Origin of the sequence: Pseudomonas sichuanensis (genome assembly GCF_024749065.1) — a bacterium.
Classification (GTDB): Bacteria; Pseudomonadota; Gammaproteobacteria; order Pseudomonadales; family Pseudomonadaceae; genus Aquipseudomonas; species Aquipseudomonas sichuanensis.
This window is the reverse complement of record NZ_CP087185.1, coordinates 4,901,735-4,918,211: the sequence shown is the minus strand read 5'-3', so window position 1 is coordinate 4,918,211 and position 16,477 is coordinate 4,901,735. Positions and strand designations below refer to the sequence as shown.

At 63.2% G+C, this 16,477-nt stretch carries 17 protein-coding genes and 1 pseudogene; 8 read left to right on the top strand and 10 right to left on the bottom strand.

Annotation, left to right across the window (positions count from 1 at the left end; all coding sequences use genetic code 11):
- Positions 1 to 15: 15 nt before the first annotated feature.
- The gene (locus tag LOY51_RS22240; protein ID WP_258643080.1) at positions 16 to 936 is read left to right on the top strand and encodes an iron-sulfur-binding ferredoxin reductase; all 921 of its coding nucleotides are present in this window, start codon (positions 16 to 18) and stop codon (positions 934 to 936) included.
- 93 nt (positions 937 to 1,029) lie between these two features.
- On the opposite strand, the gene pyk is transcribed toward LOY51_RS22240, so the two are convergent.
- A complete protein-coding gene (gene pyk, locus LOY51_RS22235) occupies positions 1,030 to 2,484 on the bottom strand; it encodes a pyruvate kinase (RefSeq protein WP_125465426.1) in 1,455 nt (484 codons plus the stop codon).
- A 241-nt stretch (positions 2,485 to 2,725) separates the two neighbouring features.
- On the opposite strand from pyk, the gene LOY51_RS22230 reads away from it, so the two are divergent.
- From LOY51_RS22230 to sbcB, 3 genes are all read left to right on the top strand, one after another.
- Positions 2,726 to 3,109 (top strand): tol-pal system YbgF family protein, encoded by a 384-nt coding sequence (locus tag LOY51_RS22230; RefSeq protein ID WP_125465425.1) that lies wholly within the window; start codon positions 2,726 to 2,728, stop codon positions 3,107 to 3,109.
- Positions 3,110 to 3,233: 124 nt separating this feature from the next.
- Positions 3,234 to 3,593 carry a PilZ domain-containing protein gene (locus LOY51_RS22225; RefSeq protein WP_125860183.1) on the top strand — a complete coding sequence of 120 codons (360 nt, stop codon included), beginning with the start codon at positions 3,234 to 3,236 and terminating at the stop codon, positions 3,591 to 3,593.
- Between the two features lie 62 nt (positions 3,594 to 3,655).
- On the top strand, positions 3,656 to 5,086 hold the full coding sequence (sbcB, locus tag LOY51_RS22220; protein WP_125465423.1) for an exodeoxyribonuclease I: 1,431 nt from the start codon (positions 3,656 to 3,658) through the stop codon (positions 5,084 to 5,086).
- Positions 5,087 to 5,158: 72 nt separating this feature from the next.
- Here sbcB and mvaT read toward each other — a convergent pair whose 3' ends face one another.
- Positions 5,159 to 5,536, bottom strand: coding sequence for a histone-like nucleoid-structuring protein MvaT (gene mvaT, locus LOY51_RS22215; RefSeq protein WP_110994923.1), 378 nt, complete (start codon positions 5,534 to 5,536; stop codon positions 5,159 to 5,161).
- 299 nt (positions 5,537 to 5,835) lie between these two features.
- Between mvaT and purU the strand changes: the two genes are divergently transcribed.
- Both purU and LOY51_RS22205 read left to right on the top strand, forming a co-directional pair.
- Complete coding sequence (gene purU, locus LOY51_RS22210) at positions 5,836 to 6,687, top strand: formyltetrahydrofolate deformylase (protein ID WP_125465422.1); 852 nt, start codon at positions 5,836 to 5,838, stop codon at positions 6,685 to 6,687.
- Between the two features lie 2 nt (positions 6,688 to 6,689).
- The gene (locus LOY51_RS22205) at positions 6,690 to 6,917 is read left to right on the top strand and encodes a hypothetical protein (RefSeq protein ID WP_125860181.1); all 228 of its coding nucleotides are present in this window, start codon (positions 6,690 to 6,692) and stop codon (positions 6,915 to 6,917) included.
- 24 nt (positions 6,918 to 6,941) lie between these two features.
- On the opposite strand, the gene gpgD is transcribed toward LOY51_RS22205, so the two are convergent.
- From gpgD to LOY51_RS27245, 4 genes and pseudogenes are all read right to left on the bottom strand, one after another.
- On the bottom strand, positions 6,942 to 7,706 hold the full coding sequence (gpgD, locus tag LOY51_RS22200) for an N-acetylglucosaminyl phosphatidylglycerol deacetylase (RefSeq protein ID WP_258643076.1): 765 nt from the start codon (positions 7,704 to 7,706) through the stop codon (positions 6,942 to 6,944).
- A complete protein-coding gene (gene gpgS / locus LOY51_RS22195) occupies positions 7,699 to 8,820 on the bottom strand; it encodes an N-acetylglucosaminyl phosphatidylglycerol synthase (protein WP_125860177.1) in 1,122 nt (373 codons plus the stop codon). Before gpgS ends, gpgD begins: the two co-directional genes overlap by 8 nt.
- Before the next feature lie 235 nt (positions 8,821 to 9,055).
- Positions 9,056 to 9,820 carry a methyl-accepting chemotaxis protein gene (locus tag LOY51_RS27250; protein WP_371923764.1) on the bottom strand — a complete coding sequence of 255 codons (765 nt, stop codon included), beginning with the start codon at positions 9,818 to 9,820 and terminating at the stop codon, positions 9,056 to 9,058.
- Between the two features lie 93 nt (positions 9,821 to 9,913).
- A pseudogene (locus LOY51_RS27245) lies at positions 9,914 to 10,894 on the bottom strand (HAMP domain-containing protein); the annotation flags it as partial.
- A 208-nt stretch (positions 10,895 to 11,102) separates the two neighbouring features.
- On the opposite strand from LOY51_RS27245, the gene LOY51_RS22185 reads away from it, so the two are divergent.
- Positions 11,103 to 12,578, top strand: coding sequence for a helicase HerA-like domain-containing protein (locus LOY51_RS22185; RefSeq protein ID WP_258643073.1), 1,476 nt, complete (start codon positions 11,103 to 11,105; stop codon positions 12,576 to 12,578).
- Between the two features lie 121 nt (positions 12,579 to 12,699).
- Here the strand turns inward: LOY51_RS22185 and LOY51_RS22180 are convergent, their stop codons facing one another.
- The 3 genes from LOY51_RS22180 to LOY51_RS22170 are packed head-to-tail and all read right to left on the bottom strand — an operon-like array spanning position 12,700 to position 15,254.
- Positions 12,700 to 13,749, bottom strand: coding sequence for an alkene reductase (locus LOY51_RS22180; RefSeq protein ID WP_258643071.1), 1,050 nt, complete (start codon positions 13,747 to 13,749; stop codon positions 12,700 to 12,702).
- Positions 13,750 to 13,768: 19 nt separating this feature from the next.
- The gene (locus tag LOY51_RS22175; RefSeq protein WP_125860171.1) at positions 13,769 to 14,938 is read right to left on the bottom strand and encodes an MFS transporter; all 1,170 of its coding nucleotides are present in this window, start codon (positions 14,936 to 14,938) and stop codon (positions 13,769 to 13,771) included.
- Between the two features lie 13 nt (positions 14,939 to 14,951).
- Positions 14,952 to 15,254: an ArsR/SmtB family transcription factor gene (locus LOY51_RS22170; RefSeq protein ID WP_125465414.1), complete on the bottom strand. Its 303-nt coding sequence runs from the start codon at positions 15,252 to 15,254 to the stop codon at positions 14,952 to 14,954.
- A 152-nt stretch (positions 15,255 to 15,406) separates the two neighbouring features.
- On the opposite strand from LOY51_RS22170, the gene LOY51_RS22165 reads away from it, so the two are divergent.
- Positions 15,407 to 15,979 (top strand): acyl carrier protein phosphodiesterase, encoded by a 573-nt coding sequence (locus tag LOY51_RS22165; RefSeq protein WP_125465413.1) that lies wholly within the window; start codon positions 15,407 to 15,409, stop codon positions 15,977 to 15,979.
- A 9-nt stretch (positions 15,980 to 15,988) separates the two neighbouring features.
- Here LOY51_RS22165 and LOY51_RS22160 read toward each other — a convergent pair whose 3' ends face one another.
- A complete protein-coding gene (locus LOY51_RS22160) occupies positions 15,989 to 16,468 on the bottom strand; it encodes a GNAT family N-acetyltransferase (RefSeq protein WP_125465412.1) in 480 nt (159 codons plus the stop codon).
- Positions 16,469 to 16,477: the final 9 nt, after the last annotated feature.

The window sequence follows — 16,477 nt, the reverse complement described above, 5'->3', positions numbered from 1 at the left end:
TCGGAGATCAATGACATGGCCCAACTGAATGTGGGGGCGCGCCAATGGGCGGTGCCTTTCGGCAGTAATCTTCTGGATGCGCTCAACGGCGCCGGTTACGCCGTGCCCTACAGCTGCCGCGCCGGCAGTTGCCATGCCTGCCTGGTGCGCTGCCTGGACGGTATTCCCGGGGATGCGAAGCCCGAGGCTCTGGCGTTGGACAAGCGTGAACAAGGCTGGCGCCTGGCCTGCCAGTGCTCGGTCAACAGTGACCTGGTGCTGGAACTGTTCGACCCTCGACGCGACGGTGTTGCTGCCACGGTCAGCGAACTGGCCTGGTTTGGCGATGTGTTGCGCCTGCGGCTGCTGGCCGAGCGCCCTTTGCGCTACCAGGCCGGCCAGCACCAGGTGCTGTGGTGCGGCGATGTTGCGCGGCCCTACTCGTTGGCCAGCCTGCCGGGCGAGGAAGCTTTTCTGGAATTTCACCTTGATTGCAGGCGTTCGGGCGCCTTTTGCGATCGGGCCAGGCAGTTACAGGTGGGCGATGAGCTGAGGCTGGGCGAGTTGAGAGGTGGGGCGTTGCATTACGACCCGGACTGGCAGGAGCGGCCGCTGTGGTTGTTGGCGGCGGGGACCGGGTTGGCACCGTTGTGGGGCATCTTGCGCGAGGCGCTGCGCCAGGGGCATCAGGGGGATATTCGGGTGCTGCACGTTGCACACAGCGCTGAAGGGCACTATTTGGCGCAGGAGTTACAGGCGCTGGATGGGGTGACGGTCGAATTGGTGTTGGCGGCGCAGTTGGATGAGGCGGTGGCTGGGTTGAAGCTGATGTCGCGTCGGACCATGGCGCTGGTGTGCGGGTCGCCGGCGAGTGTGGAACGTTTCGCCCGGCGCTTGTTCATTGCCGGGGTGCCACGCAATCAGGTGTTTGCGGACGTATTTACCGAGCACGCTTGAGGGCTGAAAAGCATCGCGGGGCAAGCCCGCTCCACGCAACCAGTATCGGCTGCGTGGGAGCGGGCTTGCCCCGCGATGGGGACCGCGTGCCGATCAGCCGACCAGCGGATCACCGACATGCAGGATCTTCATGCCGTTGGTGCCACCGATGGTGTGGTAGCTGTCGCCCTTGGTGAGGATGACCCAGTCACCTTGCTCCACCAGGCCACGCTTGAGCAGCTCGTCGACCGCCGCCTGGCTGACCTTGTCGGCCGGCAGCGAAGCCGGGTCGAAGGCAATCGGGTACACGCCGCGGAACATGTTGGCACGGGCCTGGGTGGCGCGGTGCGGCGACAGCGCGAAGATCGGCACGTGCGAACGCAGGCGCGACATGATCAGCGGGGTGTAGCCACTTTCGGTGAGGGCGATGATCGCCTTGACGCCGGGGAAGTGGTTGGCGGTGTACATCGCCGCGAGGGCGATGGACTCGTCGCAGCGCTCGAAGGTGGTGTGCAGGCGGTGGCTGGATTTCTGGCTGGTCGGGTGCTTTTCGGCGCCCGAGCAGATCCGTGCCATGGCCTGGACGGCTTCGATCGGATAGGAACCGGCGGCGCTTTCGGCCGACAGCATCACCGCGTCGGTGTTGTCCAGCACGGCGTTGGCCACGTCGGACACTTCGGCGCGGGTCGGCATCGGGTTCTGGATCATCGACTCCATCATCTGGGTCGCGACGATCACCGCTTTGTTGTTGCGGCGTGCGTGCTGGATGATCTTCTTCTGGATGGCGATCAGCTCGGCGTCGCCGATTTCCACGCCCAGGTCGCCACGGGCAACCATCACCGCGTCGGAGGCGCGGATCAGCTGGTCGAGGGTCTCGTCGTCGGCCACCGCTTCGGCGCGTTCGATCTTGGCCACCAGCCAGGCGCTGCCGCCGGCTTCGTCACGCAGCTTGCGGGCGTATTCCATGTCGCTGGCGTCACGCGGGAAGGAGACGGCCAGGTAGTCCAGGTCCATTTCCGCGGCCAGCTTGATATCGGCCTTGTCTTTTTCGGTCAGGGCTGGCGCGGTCAGGCCGCCACCCTTGCGGTTGATGCCCTTGTGGTCGGACAGCGGGCCACCGATGATCACCACGCAATGCAGGGCATCGCTGGTGGCGGTCTCGACGCGCATGACCACGCGGCCGTCGTCGAGCAGCAGTTCGTCACCGACGCCGCAGTCCTTGACCAGGTCGGGGTAATCGATGCCGACGATGTCCTGGTTGCCTTCGGTGAGCGGGTGGGCGGTGGAGAAGGTGAACTTGTCACCGACTTTCAGTTCGATGCGCTTATTGCTGAATTTGGCGATGCGGATCTTCGGACCCTGCAGGTCACCCAGCAGCGCGACGTGGCGGCCGTTCTTGGCGGCGATGTCGCGGATCAGGCGGGCGCGGGCTTTGTGCTCGTCCGGGGTGCCGTGGGAGAAGTTCAGGCGTGCCACGTCCAGGCCGGCAAGGATCAGTTGTTCGATCACTTCCGGCGAGTTGCTGGCGGGGCCAAGGGTGGCGACGATTTTGGTACGGCGGATGGTCATGCACAGACTCCTATAGTGAAGCGCAGCGAAAGGCTACTCCTCAATTGAGCTGTAGTCATTGTTCCGTTGCACTACCGGGAGGCAGAATCAACGGTCGCTTGCACGCTTAAAGCTGCAAGCTACAAGTGGCAAGCTACAAGCAGATGGATGAGCGGCGGACTCGTGCATTTCGCCAGTTGTAACTTGATGCTGGAGAATTTCACACAGGCGCCGATACACTTGGCATCCAAGGAGAGTTCCCATGCGCACCCTGATCGTTTTGACCATGGCGGCCAGTGTCGTCGGCTGCACCCGCTGGTCCATGGACCACCATTTGAACAATGCCTACCGCGCCTATGACCGTGGCGACTGCTCGCGGGTCATGCTGGAGCTGTCCCAGGTCGACCGCGCCAGCCGCGCACGGCCGTTCATCCATCCGGAAGTGTCGATGCTGCGTGGCCAGTGCCTGGAGCGGCAGAAACTCTACGTAGATGCAGCGCAGACCTACCAGTACCTGATCCAGCAGTACCCGCGCAACGAATACGCCTATCGCGCTCAGGCCCGTCTGCAGACCCTGGAAAGGCTGGGCTATCTGCGGGGTGAAGCGGCAGTGGCCAGCCCGGTAAAAGGTACACCTTGGCGTTAATCCCAAGGTGTCATCGATTTCATGGTAATGGCCCATCGGGCTGCGCTAATCTGTTAAACAAGTTGTAACGATCACTGCCAGTACCTTGTCTTCCTGGCTCCGGGTACAGGAATACATAGCCGCCATGTTCATCGAACGTCATATTCAACGTCACCAACTGCCTTGCGTACTCAAGGTCTACAACCGCTTTACCGACCAGCAGATCGGCTACCTGGGCAATGCCTCCGAGGACGGCCTGATGCTGATCAGTCAGTTGCCGGTGTTGGTGGGGCCAGACTTCGAGCTGCAACTGCGCGTGCCGCAGGCCGGTGGCGGGCAGCAACCGATCAACCTCACCGCCAGTTGCCTGTGGTGCCGCGAAGACGAGACGCCGGGGCATTACGATGCCGGCTTCATGCTGTTGCAGGCACCCCAGGAATACGATGATTTCGTGCGCTCGCTGCGCGACTACTTCAGCTTCCGCCCGCTCAACGCCTCTGCCTGAACGCTGGCCCTGGCGCCACTGCGCCCGCTAGACTCTGGTCGACCTTGTTACAGGAAGACCCCGTGAGCTCCAGCATCTTCTGGCACGACTACGAAACCACCGGCATCAACCCACGTAACGACCGCCCGTTGCAGGTGGCCGGTGTGCGCACCGACCTCGACCTCAACGAGATCGAGGCGCCGATCAGCCTCTATTGCCGCCCCTCCGATGACATCCTGCCGCACCCCGCCGCGTGCCTGGTGACCGGTATCACGCCGCAGCAACTGGCCAGCCAGGGCTTGTGCGAGGCCGAGTTCATGACCCGCATCCATGAGCAGTTGGCGCGCCCAGGCACCTGTGGTGCCGGCTACAACACCCTGCGCTTTGACGACGAAGTCACCCGCTACAGCCTTTACCGCAACTTTTTCGACCCCTATGCCCGCGAATGGCAAGGCGGCAACAGCCGTTGGGATCTGATTGATGTGGTGCGCACTGCCTATGCACTGCGCCCTGAAGGGATTGTCTGGCCGCAGCAGGAGGGACGCACCAGCCTGCGCCTGGAGCTGCTCAGCAAGGCCAATGGCATCGACCATGGCCACGCCCACGAAGCGCTGTCCGACGTACGGGCAACCATCGCCCTGGCGCGACTGATTCGCGAGAAACAACCGAAACTCTATGACTGGCTGTTCCAGTTGCGCAGCAAGCACAAAGTGATGGAGCAGATTCGTCTGCTGCAACCATTGGTACATGTGTCAGGGCGTTTCTCTGCCCAGCGTAATTACATCGGTGTGGTGCTGCCATTGGCCTGGCATCCGCGTAATCGCAACGCCCTGATTGTCTGTGACTTGGGGCAGGAAACTTCACCGCTGCTGCAGGACAGTGCCGAGGTGCTGCGTCAGCGGTTGTACACGCGGCGCGAAGCATTGGCTGAAGGCGAACTACCCGTGCCGTTGAAGTTGGTGCATGTCAATCGTTGCCCGGTGCTGGCACCCTTGTCGGTAGTGCGCCCCGCCGATCAACAACGGTTGGGCCTGGATATGGCGCAATTGCAGAAGCACGCTGAGCAATTGGCCAGCCAGCAGGCCCATTGGCGTAACAAGCTCGAGATTATTTACGGGGAAGAAGACTTTGCCCCGTGTGAGGATCCGGAACAACAGTTGTACGACGGATTCATCGGTGATCGAGACAGGCGCTTGTGTGAACAAGTACGTACCACAGACCCGGCGCAATTGGCCAAGGGCCACTGGATGTTCGATGATTCGCGCTTGCCCGAGCTGTTGTTCCGTTATCGTGCACGCAATTTTGCCGACACCCTCGACGCACAAGAACAGGCGCGTTGGCAGGCATTCTGCCAGCAGCGATTAAGTGACCCTGCCATGGGCGCACCGAACACCCTGGGTGACTTCGAGAAGGCGTTGCAGAGCAGTTGGGCCGAGGCTGACGAGGCGGGGAAAGCGGTATTGAAGGCCTGGCAGGCGCATGCCGGGCAATTGAAAGCGCAGTTCCAGATTTGAACGCAAGCAGTAATAAAAACGCCGGCAGCTGCCGGCGTTTTTCAAGTTGTAACTGATTGCGTGATACGCGTATCAGTCCAGCAGGGTGGCCCAGCCTTCAACGACGTCGCCGCCCCACTTGGCTTTCCACTCTTTCAGGGTCTTGTGGTTGCCACCCTTGGTTTCAATAACCTCGCCATTGTGCGGGTTCTTGTACTGCTTGACCTTGCGTGCGCGTTTGGTGGCGGTGACTTTGGTCGCGCCGCGTGGGGCCTTGCTCAGTTTGCTTTCCGGGTCGAGCAGGGCAATCACGTCACGCAGCGACTTGGAGTATTCGCCCATCAGGGTGCGCAGTTTGCCTTCGAACTCCAGTTCTTTCTTCAGCTTGTCATCCTGGGACAGGTTGGCCAGGCGGGCCTGAAGTTCTTTGATGGCTTCTTCGGTGGCGCGGTATTCGTTGATCAGCGACATGGCGTGTTCCTTAATGCATATTCAGGGAGACAGTGCGGGCAATAATAGACAGGCGATACTCGCAAGTAAACAATTAAAAAGTCACGAATCAATTAATAGCAGTGAATGGCCAGATCGCTGTTTGGTTAAAAAAAATTTACATAAATGACAGGTTAATCGCCATACCCCTTTACGAAGAAGGGATATGCCGTGTGCGAATTTTCCCTGTCGCCGGCGCTGCGATGCCTGTCGATCAATACTGCGTTTTTCCTTCCGGGCCGCTAGAATATGCGCCTTTGCGAAGTTCTGGAGCCCCCCTCATGCGCACCTATCGACTGGTGATTGCCTGCCCCGACCGTGTCGGCATCGTGGCAAAAGTCAGTAATTTCCTGGCCCTCTATAATGGCTGGATCAACGAGGCCAGCCACCACTCCGATGAACAGAGTGGCTGGTTCTTCATGCGCCATGAAATCCGCGCCGAATCCCTGCCGTTCGGCATCGAAGCATTCCGCGAGGCCTTTGCGCCGATCGCCGAAGAGTTCTCCATGACCTGGCGGATCACCGACTCGGCGCAGAAGAAGCGCGTGGTGCTGATGGCCAGCCGGGAATCCCACTGCCTGGCCGACCTGCTGCACCGCTGGCACACCGATGAACTGGATTGCGAGATCCCCTGCGTGATCTCCAACCATGACGACCTGCGCAGCATGGTCGAGTGGCATGGGATTCCGTTCTTCCATGTGCCGGTCGACCCGAAGGACAAGGCCCCGGCCTTCGCCGAAGTCTCGCGCCTAGTCCAGGAACATGGTGCCGACGTGGTGGTGCTGGCGCGCTACATGCAAATTCTTCCGCCACAGCTGTGCCGCGACTACGCGGAAAAGGTCATCAATATCCACCACAGCTTCCTGCCGTCGTTCGTCGGTGCCAAACCCTACCACCAGGCCGCCCTGCGAGGGGTGAAGCTGATCGGCGCGACCTGTCACTACGTCACCGAAGAGCTGGATGCCGGCCCGATCATCGAGCAGGACGTGGTGCGTGTCAGCCACGCCGACAGCATCGAGGACATGGTGCGTTTCGGCCGTGACGTGGAGAAGATGGTGCTGGCCCGTGGCCTGCGTTATCACCTCGAAGACCGCGTGCTGGTGCACGGTAACAAGACCGTGGTCTTCGACTGACCATGGCAGGCTCTCGCGACAAGGCCGGCGCCAGCGCGCCCCCGACCTTGGGCGAAGGCTGCCTGGCGCGCTTCGACCCCGAAGCGCTGCGCGACGAGGACGGCACCGAGTTCCCCGGTGCCGCCGCGTTGTGGCAAGCGCTTAACCCCCCTGAGGCCGCCAGCGCTCGAGCAGCGCACACGCAAGCAGGCGAACGCCCGCTGCCCATTGCGGCCGACCGAGAGCAATAGCAGGTAACCGCGCCTCGGTGCATTTCATGCTGTGATCTGGCGATCAAGCCAGGCGCATTTGGTCAGGGGTTCGCGGCCTTCGGCCAACAGTTGGTGCACGGTGTCCAGCCAGTAGTTGCGGGAGGCTGGATAGCGCATATCGATCGGGTGTACACCCAGGCGCAACGTATCGGCCTGTTGCCAGCGTCGGTACTGCCAGTCGTTCATCAGCTTCGACAGGCTGCGGCGCCAGGGGCTGCGCGCACTCCACACCAGGCCTGGGGCGTCTAATGCGGTGAAGTCTGGCAGGCGATACAGGTATCGGGCAGTGCTGGTGTAGCGCAGCGGCAATTGGCGCAAGGCCTGCCGAGTGCCTTCGCTCATCAGCCACGCAGGGGCGACGAATCCGGCAACGGGCCAGCCTTGCTGATCGAACAGCGCCAACCCGGCTTGCAGGCGTTGCAAGGCAGCCATTTGGTCGAGCCCGTAGAACTCGGCTTCATGGGTGAAGACACGGCGCATGAAGTACTCGCCAGGCCCACGGGGCGGCGGCCCGTCGTCGGCGTGGTAGTAACCGTGCAGTGCCAACTCGTCACCCAGTGCCAGGCGCCGCTCGAGCAGCCGGCAGAAGGTCGGTGAGCGGGCCAGGTAGTTGCGGTGGTGGAAGTCCGGGACCACCAGCCAGGTCATCGGCACGCCGCCGAGGGTGTCGATGGCCTGCACGAAGGGCTGGTAGTCGTGCCAGGTTTGTGGCGCGACATCGTGCAGCACCAGCATCAGGCTACGTGTGGCGCCGGCGGGCTCAGCCATGGGCGCGTACCTGCGGCAGGTGGCCCAGTACCGCCTGGTAGTGCAGCAGCAGGCCGTTGACTACCTGGTCCCAGCTATAGTGCTGCTCTGCATGCAAGCGGGCCTGGGCACCGAGGCGGGCCACGCCGTCCTCGAACGCTTCGCGCACCCCGTCGGCCATGGCCTGGCTGTCGTTGGGGCGACACAGGCGGCCACACTGCTCGTTGACGATCTCCCTGAACGCGCCGGCACGCACGGCGACCACCGCCGTAGCGCTGGCCATGGCTTCGAGAATCACCAGGCCAAAGGTTTCCTGATCGCCGGCATGCAGCAGCAGGTCGGCACTGGCCAGTAGCCGGGCGACTTCCTGCGCTGGGCAGAAATGGTCGATCACGCTGACGTTGTCCGGCACGCTGGCCGGCATGTTCGAACCCAGCAGCAGCAGGTGGTAGCGGTGGCCCAGCAGGCGCATGCAGTCGAGCAGTACCGGCAGGTTCTTTTCCCGCGAGCCGCGCCCGGCGAACACCAGCAGGCGGCTGGTTTCAGCGATGCCCAGCTGGGCGCGCAGGCCGGGGTCGTGCTGGGTTGGGTTGAACAGTGCCAGGTCAACGCCCAGGTGCTGCACGTGCACATCCCTGATCCCCAGCCGGCGCAGTTTGTCGGCCATCACCTGGCTCGGCGCCAGCACCCGATCGAAGTTGCCGTACAGTTTGCTCACATAGGCCTCGACATTGGGCGTGCACCAGTGGCCCATGCGGTTGCTTGCCAGCAGCGGCAGGTCGGAGTGATAGAAGCCGATCACTGGTACACCGAGCTTGCGCCGTGCCTCCAGCGCGGCCCAGGCGGTGAGGTAGGGGTCGCCGACTTCGATAAGGTCGGGCTGCAGGCGGCGCAGCATGTTGCACCAGGGGGCCAGGCGCAGCGGGAAACGGTAGCCGTTGCCGAACGGCAGGGGTGGCGCGGGGACGTGATGGATGCCATCGGCGCAGCTGGCGCTGGGGCCGGGGATCAACAAGCTGTGGCGTACGCCGGGCATGGCGCCGAGGCGGCGGTGCTTGGCATCGAGGTACGTCCGCACACCACCGCTGGCTGGAGCGTAGAACATGGTGATGTCGGCGATGTGCACGATCAGCATCCCTCCGGGATCGACTTCAGGATCGTCATCGGGGGTGATACGCCGATGATGATTCGCCTGAAGGTTGACCTTACAGAAGGATAGTTTGTTCGATCGGGCTGTGGGGCTGGCAGGGGGAGCGGCGCTGGCTTCTTCGCGGGTGAACCCGCTCCCACAGTGATCGAGACAGTTTCAGATACTGTACAGATCCTGTGGGAGCGGGTTCACCCGCGAAGCAGGCAACTTGGTCAGAAGGTCAGATGCGGAAGCTGCCGACCAGGTGCTTGAGGCGGCCGGCCTGTTGCTCGAGGTCCGAGCAGGCGCGCAGGGTGGCTTGCAGGTTCTCGACGCCTTCCTGGTTGAGCATGTTGATCTCGTTGATGTCCATGTTGATCGAGTCGACCACGGCGGTCTGCTCTTCGGTGGCGGTGGCCACCGACTGGTTCATGCCGTCGATTTCGCCGATGCGCTGAGTCACGCTGCCCAGGCGCTCGCCGGCCTGGTTGGCGATCTCCATGCTGTCCTGGCTGTGGCGCTGGCTCTGGCCCATGGTGTCGACCGACTCGCGGGCGCCGATTTGCAGCTCCTCGATCATGGTCTGCACCTGCTGTGCCGACTCCTGGGTGCGGTGGGCCAGGTTGCGCACTTCATCGGCGACCACGGCAAAACCACGCCCGGCTTCGCCTGCGCGTGCAGCCTCGATGGCGGCGTTGAGCGCCAGCAGGTTGGTCTGCTGCGAGATGCTGGTGATCACCTCGAGAATCTGGCCGATGTTGACGGTCTTGTTGTTGAGCGTCTCGATGTGCGAGCTGGAGGTGACGATCAGGTCCGACAGGCGGTTCATCGCATCGATGTTGCGCTGCACCACGTGTTGGCCTTCCTCGGCCAGCAGGCGTGCGGAGCTGGCGTGCTGCGATGCCTGGGCGGCGTTGCCGGCGATCTCCTGGGCGGCGGCACCCAGTTGGTTGATGGCGGCAGCGACGCTGTTGGTGCGGTTGGACTGCTCGTCGGAGTTGGTCATCGACGAGTTGGAGGCGCTGATCACCCGCAGGGCCACTTCGTTGACCTGCTCGGTGGCCGAGGACACCTCGCGGATCGAGGTGTGGATGCGTTCGACGAAGCGGTTGAACGCCGTGCCGAGAATGCCGAACTCGTCGTGGTTGTCGATCTGCAGTCGACGGGTCAGGTCGCCTTCACCTTCGGCAATGTTCTCCATGGCGCGGGTCATGGTGTGCAGCGGCTGCAGCAGCACTCGGATCAGCAGGCCGAGCAGGGCGATGATGATCACCACCGCCACCAGGGTGGCGATGACCGCCGAGGTGCGGAAGTTGCTGAGCATGGTGAAGGCTTTGTCTTTGTCTACCGACAGGCCGATGTACCAGTTGGCCGAAGGCAGGCCTTTGACCGGGGTAAAGGTCAGCAGGCGGGTCTGGCCATTGAGTTCGACTTCAGTCAACTCACGGGACAGCTTAGGTGTGTGCTGCGGGAACAGGTCCGACAGCGACTTCATTACCAGGTTCTTGTCCGGGTGCACCAGGATCTTGCCTTGGTCGTTGACCAGGAAGGCATAGCCCATGCCGCCGAAGTTCAGCGAGTTGATGATCTCGACCAGGCCGTCGAGGGCCAGGTCGCCACCGACCACGCCGACCGAGCGCGAAGCGGTGCTGATGATCGAGATGACCATCTTGTTGGTGGCCATGTCGATGTAGGGTTCGGTGAGCATCGGCCCGTTGGCGTTCATGCCGTCCTTGTACCAGGGGCGCACGCGTGGGTCGTAGCCATCTGGCATCTTGGTGTCCGGGCGCACGGTGAAGGTGCCGTCGGGCTGGCCGAGGTAGATGGTCAGGAAGCTGGAGGTGAGGGCATTCTGGCCCAGCAGGGTGCCGATGTTCTGTGGGTATTGGGCAAGGTTCTGGGCAACGTTCTCGACCAGCTTGATGCGCCCCTCGAACAGGTTGCGGATGTTGGTGGACGTGGATTCGCCCATCTCAGCCAGGTAATTCTCCAGGTTCTCGCGAATGGCATTACGCTGGAGGTAGTCGTTGTACAGGGTGAACAGGCTGAAGGCGAGGATCACGATGAGTGATGCCGCCATAAGAATCTTGTGGCTGAAACGAAGGCTTTTATTCATGACGTGATCGCGTCCGCTAAGGTTTTTTTATCGGGTCGTTCGCACAAAGCACGGTGGGAAAACAGTGCAACAGGTCCCGTGGGTCCTTTTCGGGTTGTAACTGTCTTTCTGTTTGGAATCATTTTGAAATATCGGCCGTTACCACGCAGAACTTGAGCAAAGGATGACGAAGATGTCGGATTCTTTTCAGATGCTTGTAGGCGCTGGCCCTGACGGTCAGCCAGTGTCCCAGGCCATGCGCCTGGCCAATCGCCACGGGCTGGTGGCGGGTGCCACAGGTACCGGCAAGACCGTCACCTTGCAGCATCTGGCCGAGCTGTTCAGCGATGCCGGTGTGGCAGTGTTCGCCGCCGATGTGAAGGGCGACCTGTGCGGCCTGGGCGCGGCCGGCGCGCCGCAGGGCAAGGTGGCCGAGCGCATCGCCGGGATGCCTTGGCTGAACCACCGGCCGCAGGCCTACCCGGTCACCTTGTGGGATATCGCCGGCCAGTCGGGGCACCCTTTGCGTACCACCCTGAGTGAAATGGGGCCCTTGCTGCTGGGCAACCTGCTGGAGCTCACCGACAGCCAGCAGGCAGCCTTGTATGCGGCGTTCAAGGTGGCCGACCGTGAGGGGCTGTTGTTGCTCGACCTCAAGGACCTCATGGCCTTGTTGGCGCACTTGAAGGACACCCCGCAACTGCTCGGCGAGGACAGCGCGCTGATGACCAGTGCCTCGACCCAAGCCCTGCTGCGCCGGTTGGCCACCCTCGAGCAGCAGGGCGCCGAGGCGCTGTTCGGCGAGCCAGCGCTGCAATTGCAGGACTTGCTGCACCCGGACAGCGACGGCCGTGGTCGCATCCATCTGCTTGACGCCAGCCGCCTGGTGCATGAGGCGCCCAAGGTCTACGCGACCTTCCTGCTATGGCTGCTCGCCGAGCTGTTCGAGCAACTGCCCGAGCGCGGTGATGCCGACAAGCCGGTACTGGCGCTGTTCTTCGATGAAGCTCACCTGCTGTTCAGCGATACGCCAAAGGCGTTGCAGGACCGCCTGGAGCAAGTGGTGCGACTGATCCGCTCCAAAGGCGTAGGGGTGTATTTCGTCACCCAGTCGCCCGGCGACCTCCCCGACACCGTGCTGGCCCAGTTGGGGTTGCGTATTCAGCACGGCCTGCGGGCATTCACCGCCAAGGAGCAGAAGTCGTTGCGCGCCGTGGCCGATGGCTTTCGCCCCAACCCTGCGTTCGACAGCCTGACGGTGCTGACCGAACTGGGTATCGGTGAGGCGCTGGTGGGCACCCTGGAAGAAAAGGGCACGCCGGCCGTGGTCCAGCGGGTGCTGATTGCCCCACCGCAGTCGCGGATCGGGCCGTTGAGCGCGGCCGAGCGCAGCGCGTTGATCGCGGCTTCGCCATTGCTGGGTCGTTACGACAAACCGATCGACCGCGAGTCGGCCTATGAAATGCTCTTGCAGCGCAAAGGCGCGCCGTTGGAGCCGGCGCCCCAGCCCAAGGCCGATGAGGAAAGCCTGGCCGACAAGGCCGGCGAGTTTCTGCAGAGTGCGGCCGGGCAGGCGATCAAGTCGGCGGTGCGCCAGGCGGCCAACCAGTTGGGGCGGCAGTTGGTGCGCGGGTTGATGGGGTCGTTGCTCGGCGGCAAGAAGCGTTGATGCAAGGGGCCGCTGTGCGGCTCAAACGCTGGCAAGCCAGCTCCCACAGGTAAGGCTAGTGCGGTCAGTGTGGGAGCCGGCTTGCCGGCGAGAGGGCTGCAAAGCAGCCCCAGGGCATGGCTCACAGCCGCGGGTAATCGATGTACCCCACCGGCCCCTTGCCATAGAAGGTTTCCGGATGCGGCGCATTGAGCGGCGCATCGGCCGCCAGCCGTGCCGGCAGGTCGGGGTTGGCGATGAACGGGATGCCAAAGGCCACCGCATCGGCCTTGCCGCTGGCCAGGGCGGCATTGGCACTGGCTTTGTCGAAGCGCTCGTTGACGATGTACGGGCCGCCGAACGCTTCCTTTATAAGCAGGCCAATACTGTCGTCGGCCTCCTTCTCCCGTGAACAGATGAACGCGATACCGCGCTTGCCCAGTTCCCGGGCCACGTAGGTGAAAGTCTCGGCGCGGTCGGCGTCGCCCATGTCGTGGGCATCGGCGCGTGGTGCCAGGTGTACGCCGACGCGGCCGGCGCCCCACACCTCGATGACTGCGTCGGTCACTTCCAGCAGCAGGCGCGTACGGTTTTCCAGCGAGCCGCCGTAGCGGTCGGTGCGCTGGTTGGTGCTGCTCTGCAGGAACTGGTCGAGCAGGTAGCCATTGGCGCCATGGATCTCCACACCGTCGAAACCGGCGGCCTTGGCGTTCTCCGCACCGCTGCGGTAGGCCTCGACGATGTCGGCGATCTCTTCGGTTTCCAGGGCGCGCGGGGTGGGGTAGTCGCTGAGCGGCCGCACCAGGCTCACGTGGCCCTTGGGCTGGATGGCGCTGGGGGCTACCGGCAGCTCGCCGTTCAGGTACGACGGATGAGAGATGCGCCCGACGTGCCACAGCTGCAGGAAGATGCGCCCGCCTGCGGCATGGATGGCCTTGGTGACGTTGTGCCAGCCACGTACCTGCTCGTCGTTCCAGATGCCTGGGGTGTCGGGGTAGCCGACACCCATCGGGGTGACCGAGGTCGCTTCGCTGAGGATCAGCCCGGCGCTGGCGCGTTGCACGTAGTACTCGGCCATCAGCGCGTTGGGTACCCGGCCTTCGTCGGCACGGCAACGGGTCAGCGGGGCCATGATGATGCGGTTGGGCAGTTGCAGGTCGCCCAGTGTGATTGGATCGAACAGCGTGGTCATACCGATTGCCTCGCAGCTATCAATTGGAAACCGTGGCCAGTTCGGCGTCGCTGCCGCGCTGGTTGAAGGTGATCAGGGTGACGATCAGCGCCAGTACCGCCAGGGCCGCCGCAGCCAGCGGCACGCGGGTCAGGCCGAAGCCGTGGGCAATGACGCTGCCGCCCACCCAGGCCCCCAGGGCGTTGCCCAGGTTGAACGCGCCGATATTGAGGGTCGACACCAGGTTAGGTGCTGCCTTGCCGTAGGTGACCACATTGACCTGCAGTGCCGGTACGGCGGCGAAGGCGGCGGTGGCCCAGAGGAACAGGGTGATCTCGGCGGGGACCAGCGCCGTGCTGGTCCAGCTCAGTGCGGTGGACACCACGGCCATGGCGGTGAATACACCCACCAAGGTGGCGCCCAGGCGTCGGTCGGCGAGCTTGCCGCCGACAATATTGCCCAGGGTCAGGCCCAGGCCGATCAGCAGCAGGGTCCAGGTCACGCCACGCGGCGACACGCCAGTGACATCGCCGAGCAGCGGCGCAACGTAGGTGAACAGGGCGAACATCGACGCCGAAAACAGCACGGTCATGCTCAGCGACAGCCAGATGCCGGCGCCTTTGAGCGCAGCCAGTTCGGCGCGCATGTTCACGCTCTGCTCTTCGGCCTGGCGTGGCAGGAAGCGCAGCAGACCGATCAGTGCGATCACGCCGATGCCGGTCACCGCCCAGAATGTCGAACGCCAGCCGGCGACCTGGCCCAGCGCAGTGCCCAGCGGCACACCCAGTACGTTGGCGAGGGTGAGGCCGGTGAACATCAGCGCGACGGCCGAGGCGCGGCGGTTGGCTGGTACCAGGCTGGCCGCCACCACCGAGCCGATTCCGAAGAACGCGCCGTGGCACAACGCGGTTACCACCCGGGCGAACATCAGCAGGTTGTAGTCGCCGGCCACCGCGCACAGCAGGTTGCCAATGATGAACACGCCCATCAGCGCCACCAGCGCGGCCTTGCGCGGCAGGCGAGCGGTGGCCAGGGCCATGAACGGCGCGCCGATGGCCACGCCGAGGGCGTAGCCGGTCACCAGCCAGCCAGCACCGGGGATGCTGACGCCCAGGTCCTGCGCGACATCGGGCAGCAGGCCCATGATGACGAACTCGGTGGTGCCGATGGCGAATGCGCTGAGCGCCAGGATCAATAAGGAAAGGGGCATTGCAAGGTCCTTGTCAGAGCTCTTGGCTCATCTGCGCGAGGAACGCCTGGATGGTGGCCTCGTTGCGTTTGAAGAAGTGCCATTGGCCGATCTTCTGGCTGCTGATCAGGCCGGCGCGCTGCAGGGTCGCCAGGTGGGCCGAGACGGTCGACTGCGATAGGCCGCAGCGTTGGTCGATCTGCCCGGCACATACACCTTGTTCGGTGCTGTGATGCTGGTCGGGGAACTGCGTGGCCGGGTCCTTCAGCCAGCTGAGGATTTCTCGCCGTACCGGGTGGGACAGGGCTTTTATTATTTCGTCGAGATCGAGTGGCATGGATAGGCTCGTGGTGTATAGCGGTATATCGCGATGGAGCGAAATATAAATCGGTATTTCGCGATATACAAATATGAAAAGGTTCTGAGTTGATCGAAAATCGCTATATCGGGTTATGACGATATAGGTTGGCGCAGTGCTAGACTGCGGCCATGAATTACCTCGCACACCTGCACCTGGGCGGCCCCGCGCCGCAGCAACTGCTCGGCAGCCTGTATGGCGATTTCGTCAAAGGCGCGCTGGAAGGGCGCTTTCCAGCGGAACTGGAGGCCGCGATCCGCTTGCACCGGCAGATCGACAGTTACACCGACAGCCACCCGTTGGTGCTGGCCGCGCTGGCGCGCTTCCCGCGTGAACGCAGGCGCTATGCCGGGATCGTTCTGGATGTGTTCTTCGACCACTGCCTGGCGCGTTTCTGGGGGGAGTACGCTGACCAGCCGTTGGCGCAGTTCACCGGCAACTTCTACCGTGTGCTATTGGCCGAACCGCAATTGCCGGGGCGGCTGGCGCGTATCGCGCCGTTCATGGCCGCCGATGACTGGCTGGGGGCGTATGGCGATTTCGCCACCCTGGAGCAGGTATTTGGCGGCATCGCCCGGCGTTTGTCGCGACCGGAAGGCCTGCAAGGGGTGATGGTGGAGCTGGAGCGCCTGTATGAGCCGTTGCTGACGGATTTTCGGGCGTTCTATCCACAGTTGCAGGCGTTTGCGGCGGCGGGGCGCTGAGGCGCGCAATCAGCCCAGCAGTTGCTTCATCTGTATCAGTGCAACCCGGCTGTGATCCGGTGCCTGGCGCTCCTCTATATGGAAGGGCGTGAACCCAAGCTGCGGATAGAGCAACAAGCCTGCAGTATTGTGGTTGAAGCACGACACCCAGACTTCTTGCGCTGCGTACTGTTCGCGGGCCAGCGCGATCATGCACTGCACCAGATAGCGCGCCACGCCCTTGCCGCGTGCGGCGGGGGCGACCACCACGTTACCGAGCGCACAGATGCCGCCGGCTTCTGCTTTATAGAAGTTGGCGAAACCCAGTAGTACGCCGTCCTCTTCAACCACTGTCGAACCGCTGCGCTGGGCGATGGCTTCGCTCAGTTGGTTGGGTGTCAGCGGGTAGGTGGCTTTGGGGAACATGTAGAACAGTTCGTCCGGGCCCTGGGGGAAGCAGCAGATGGCGGGGATGTCGGTGGTTTGGACTGGGCGGTGGGTCAGCGGCATAGGGGCTTC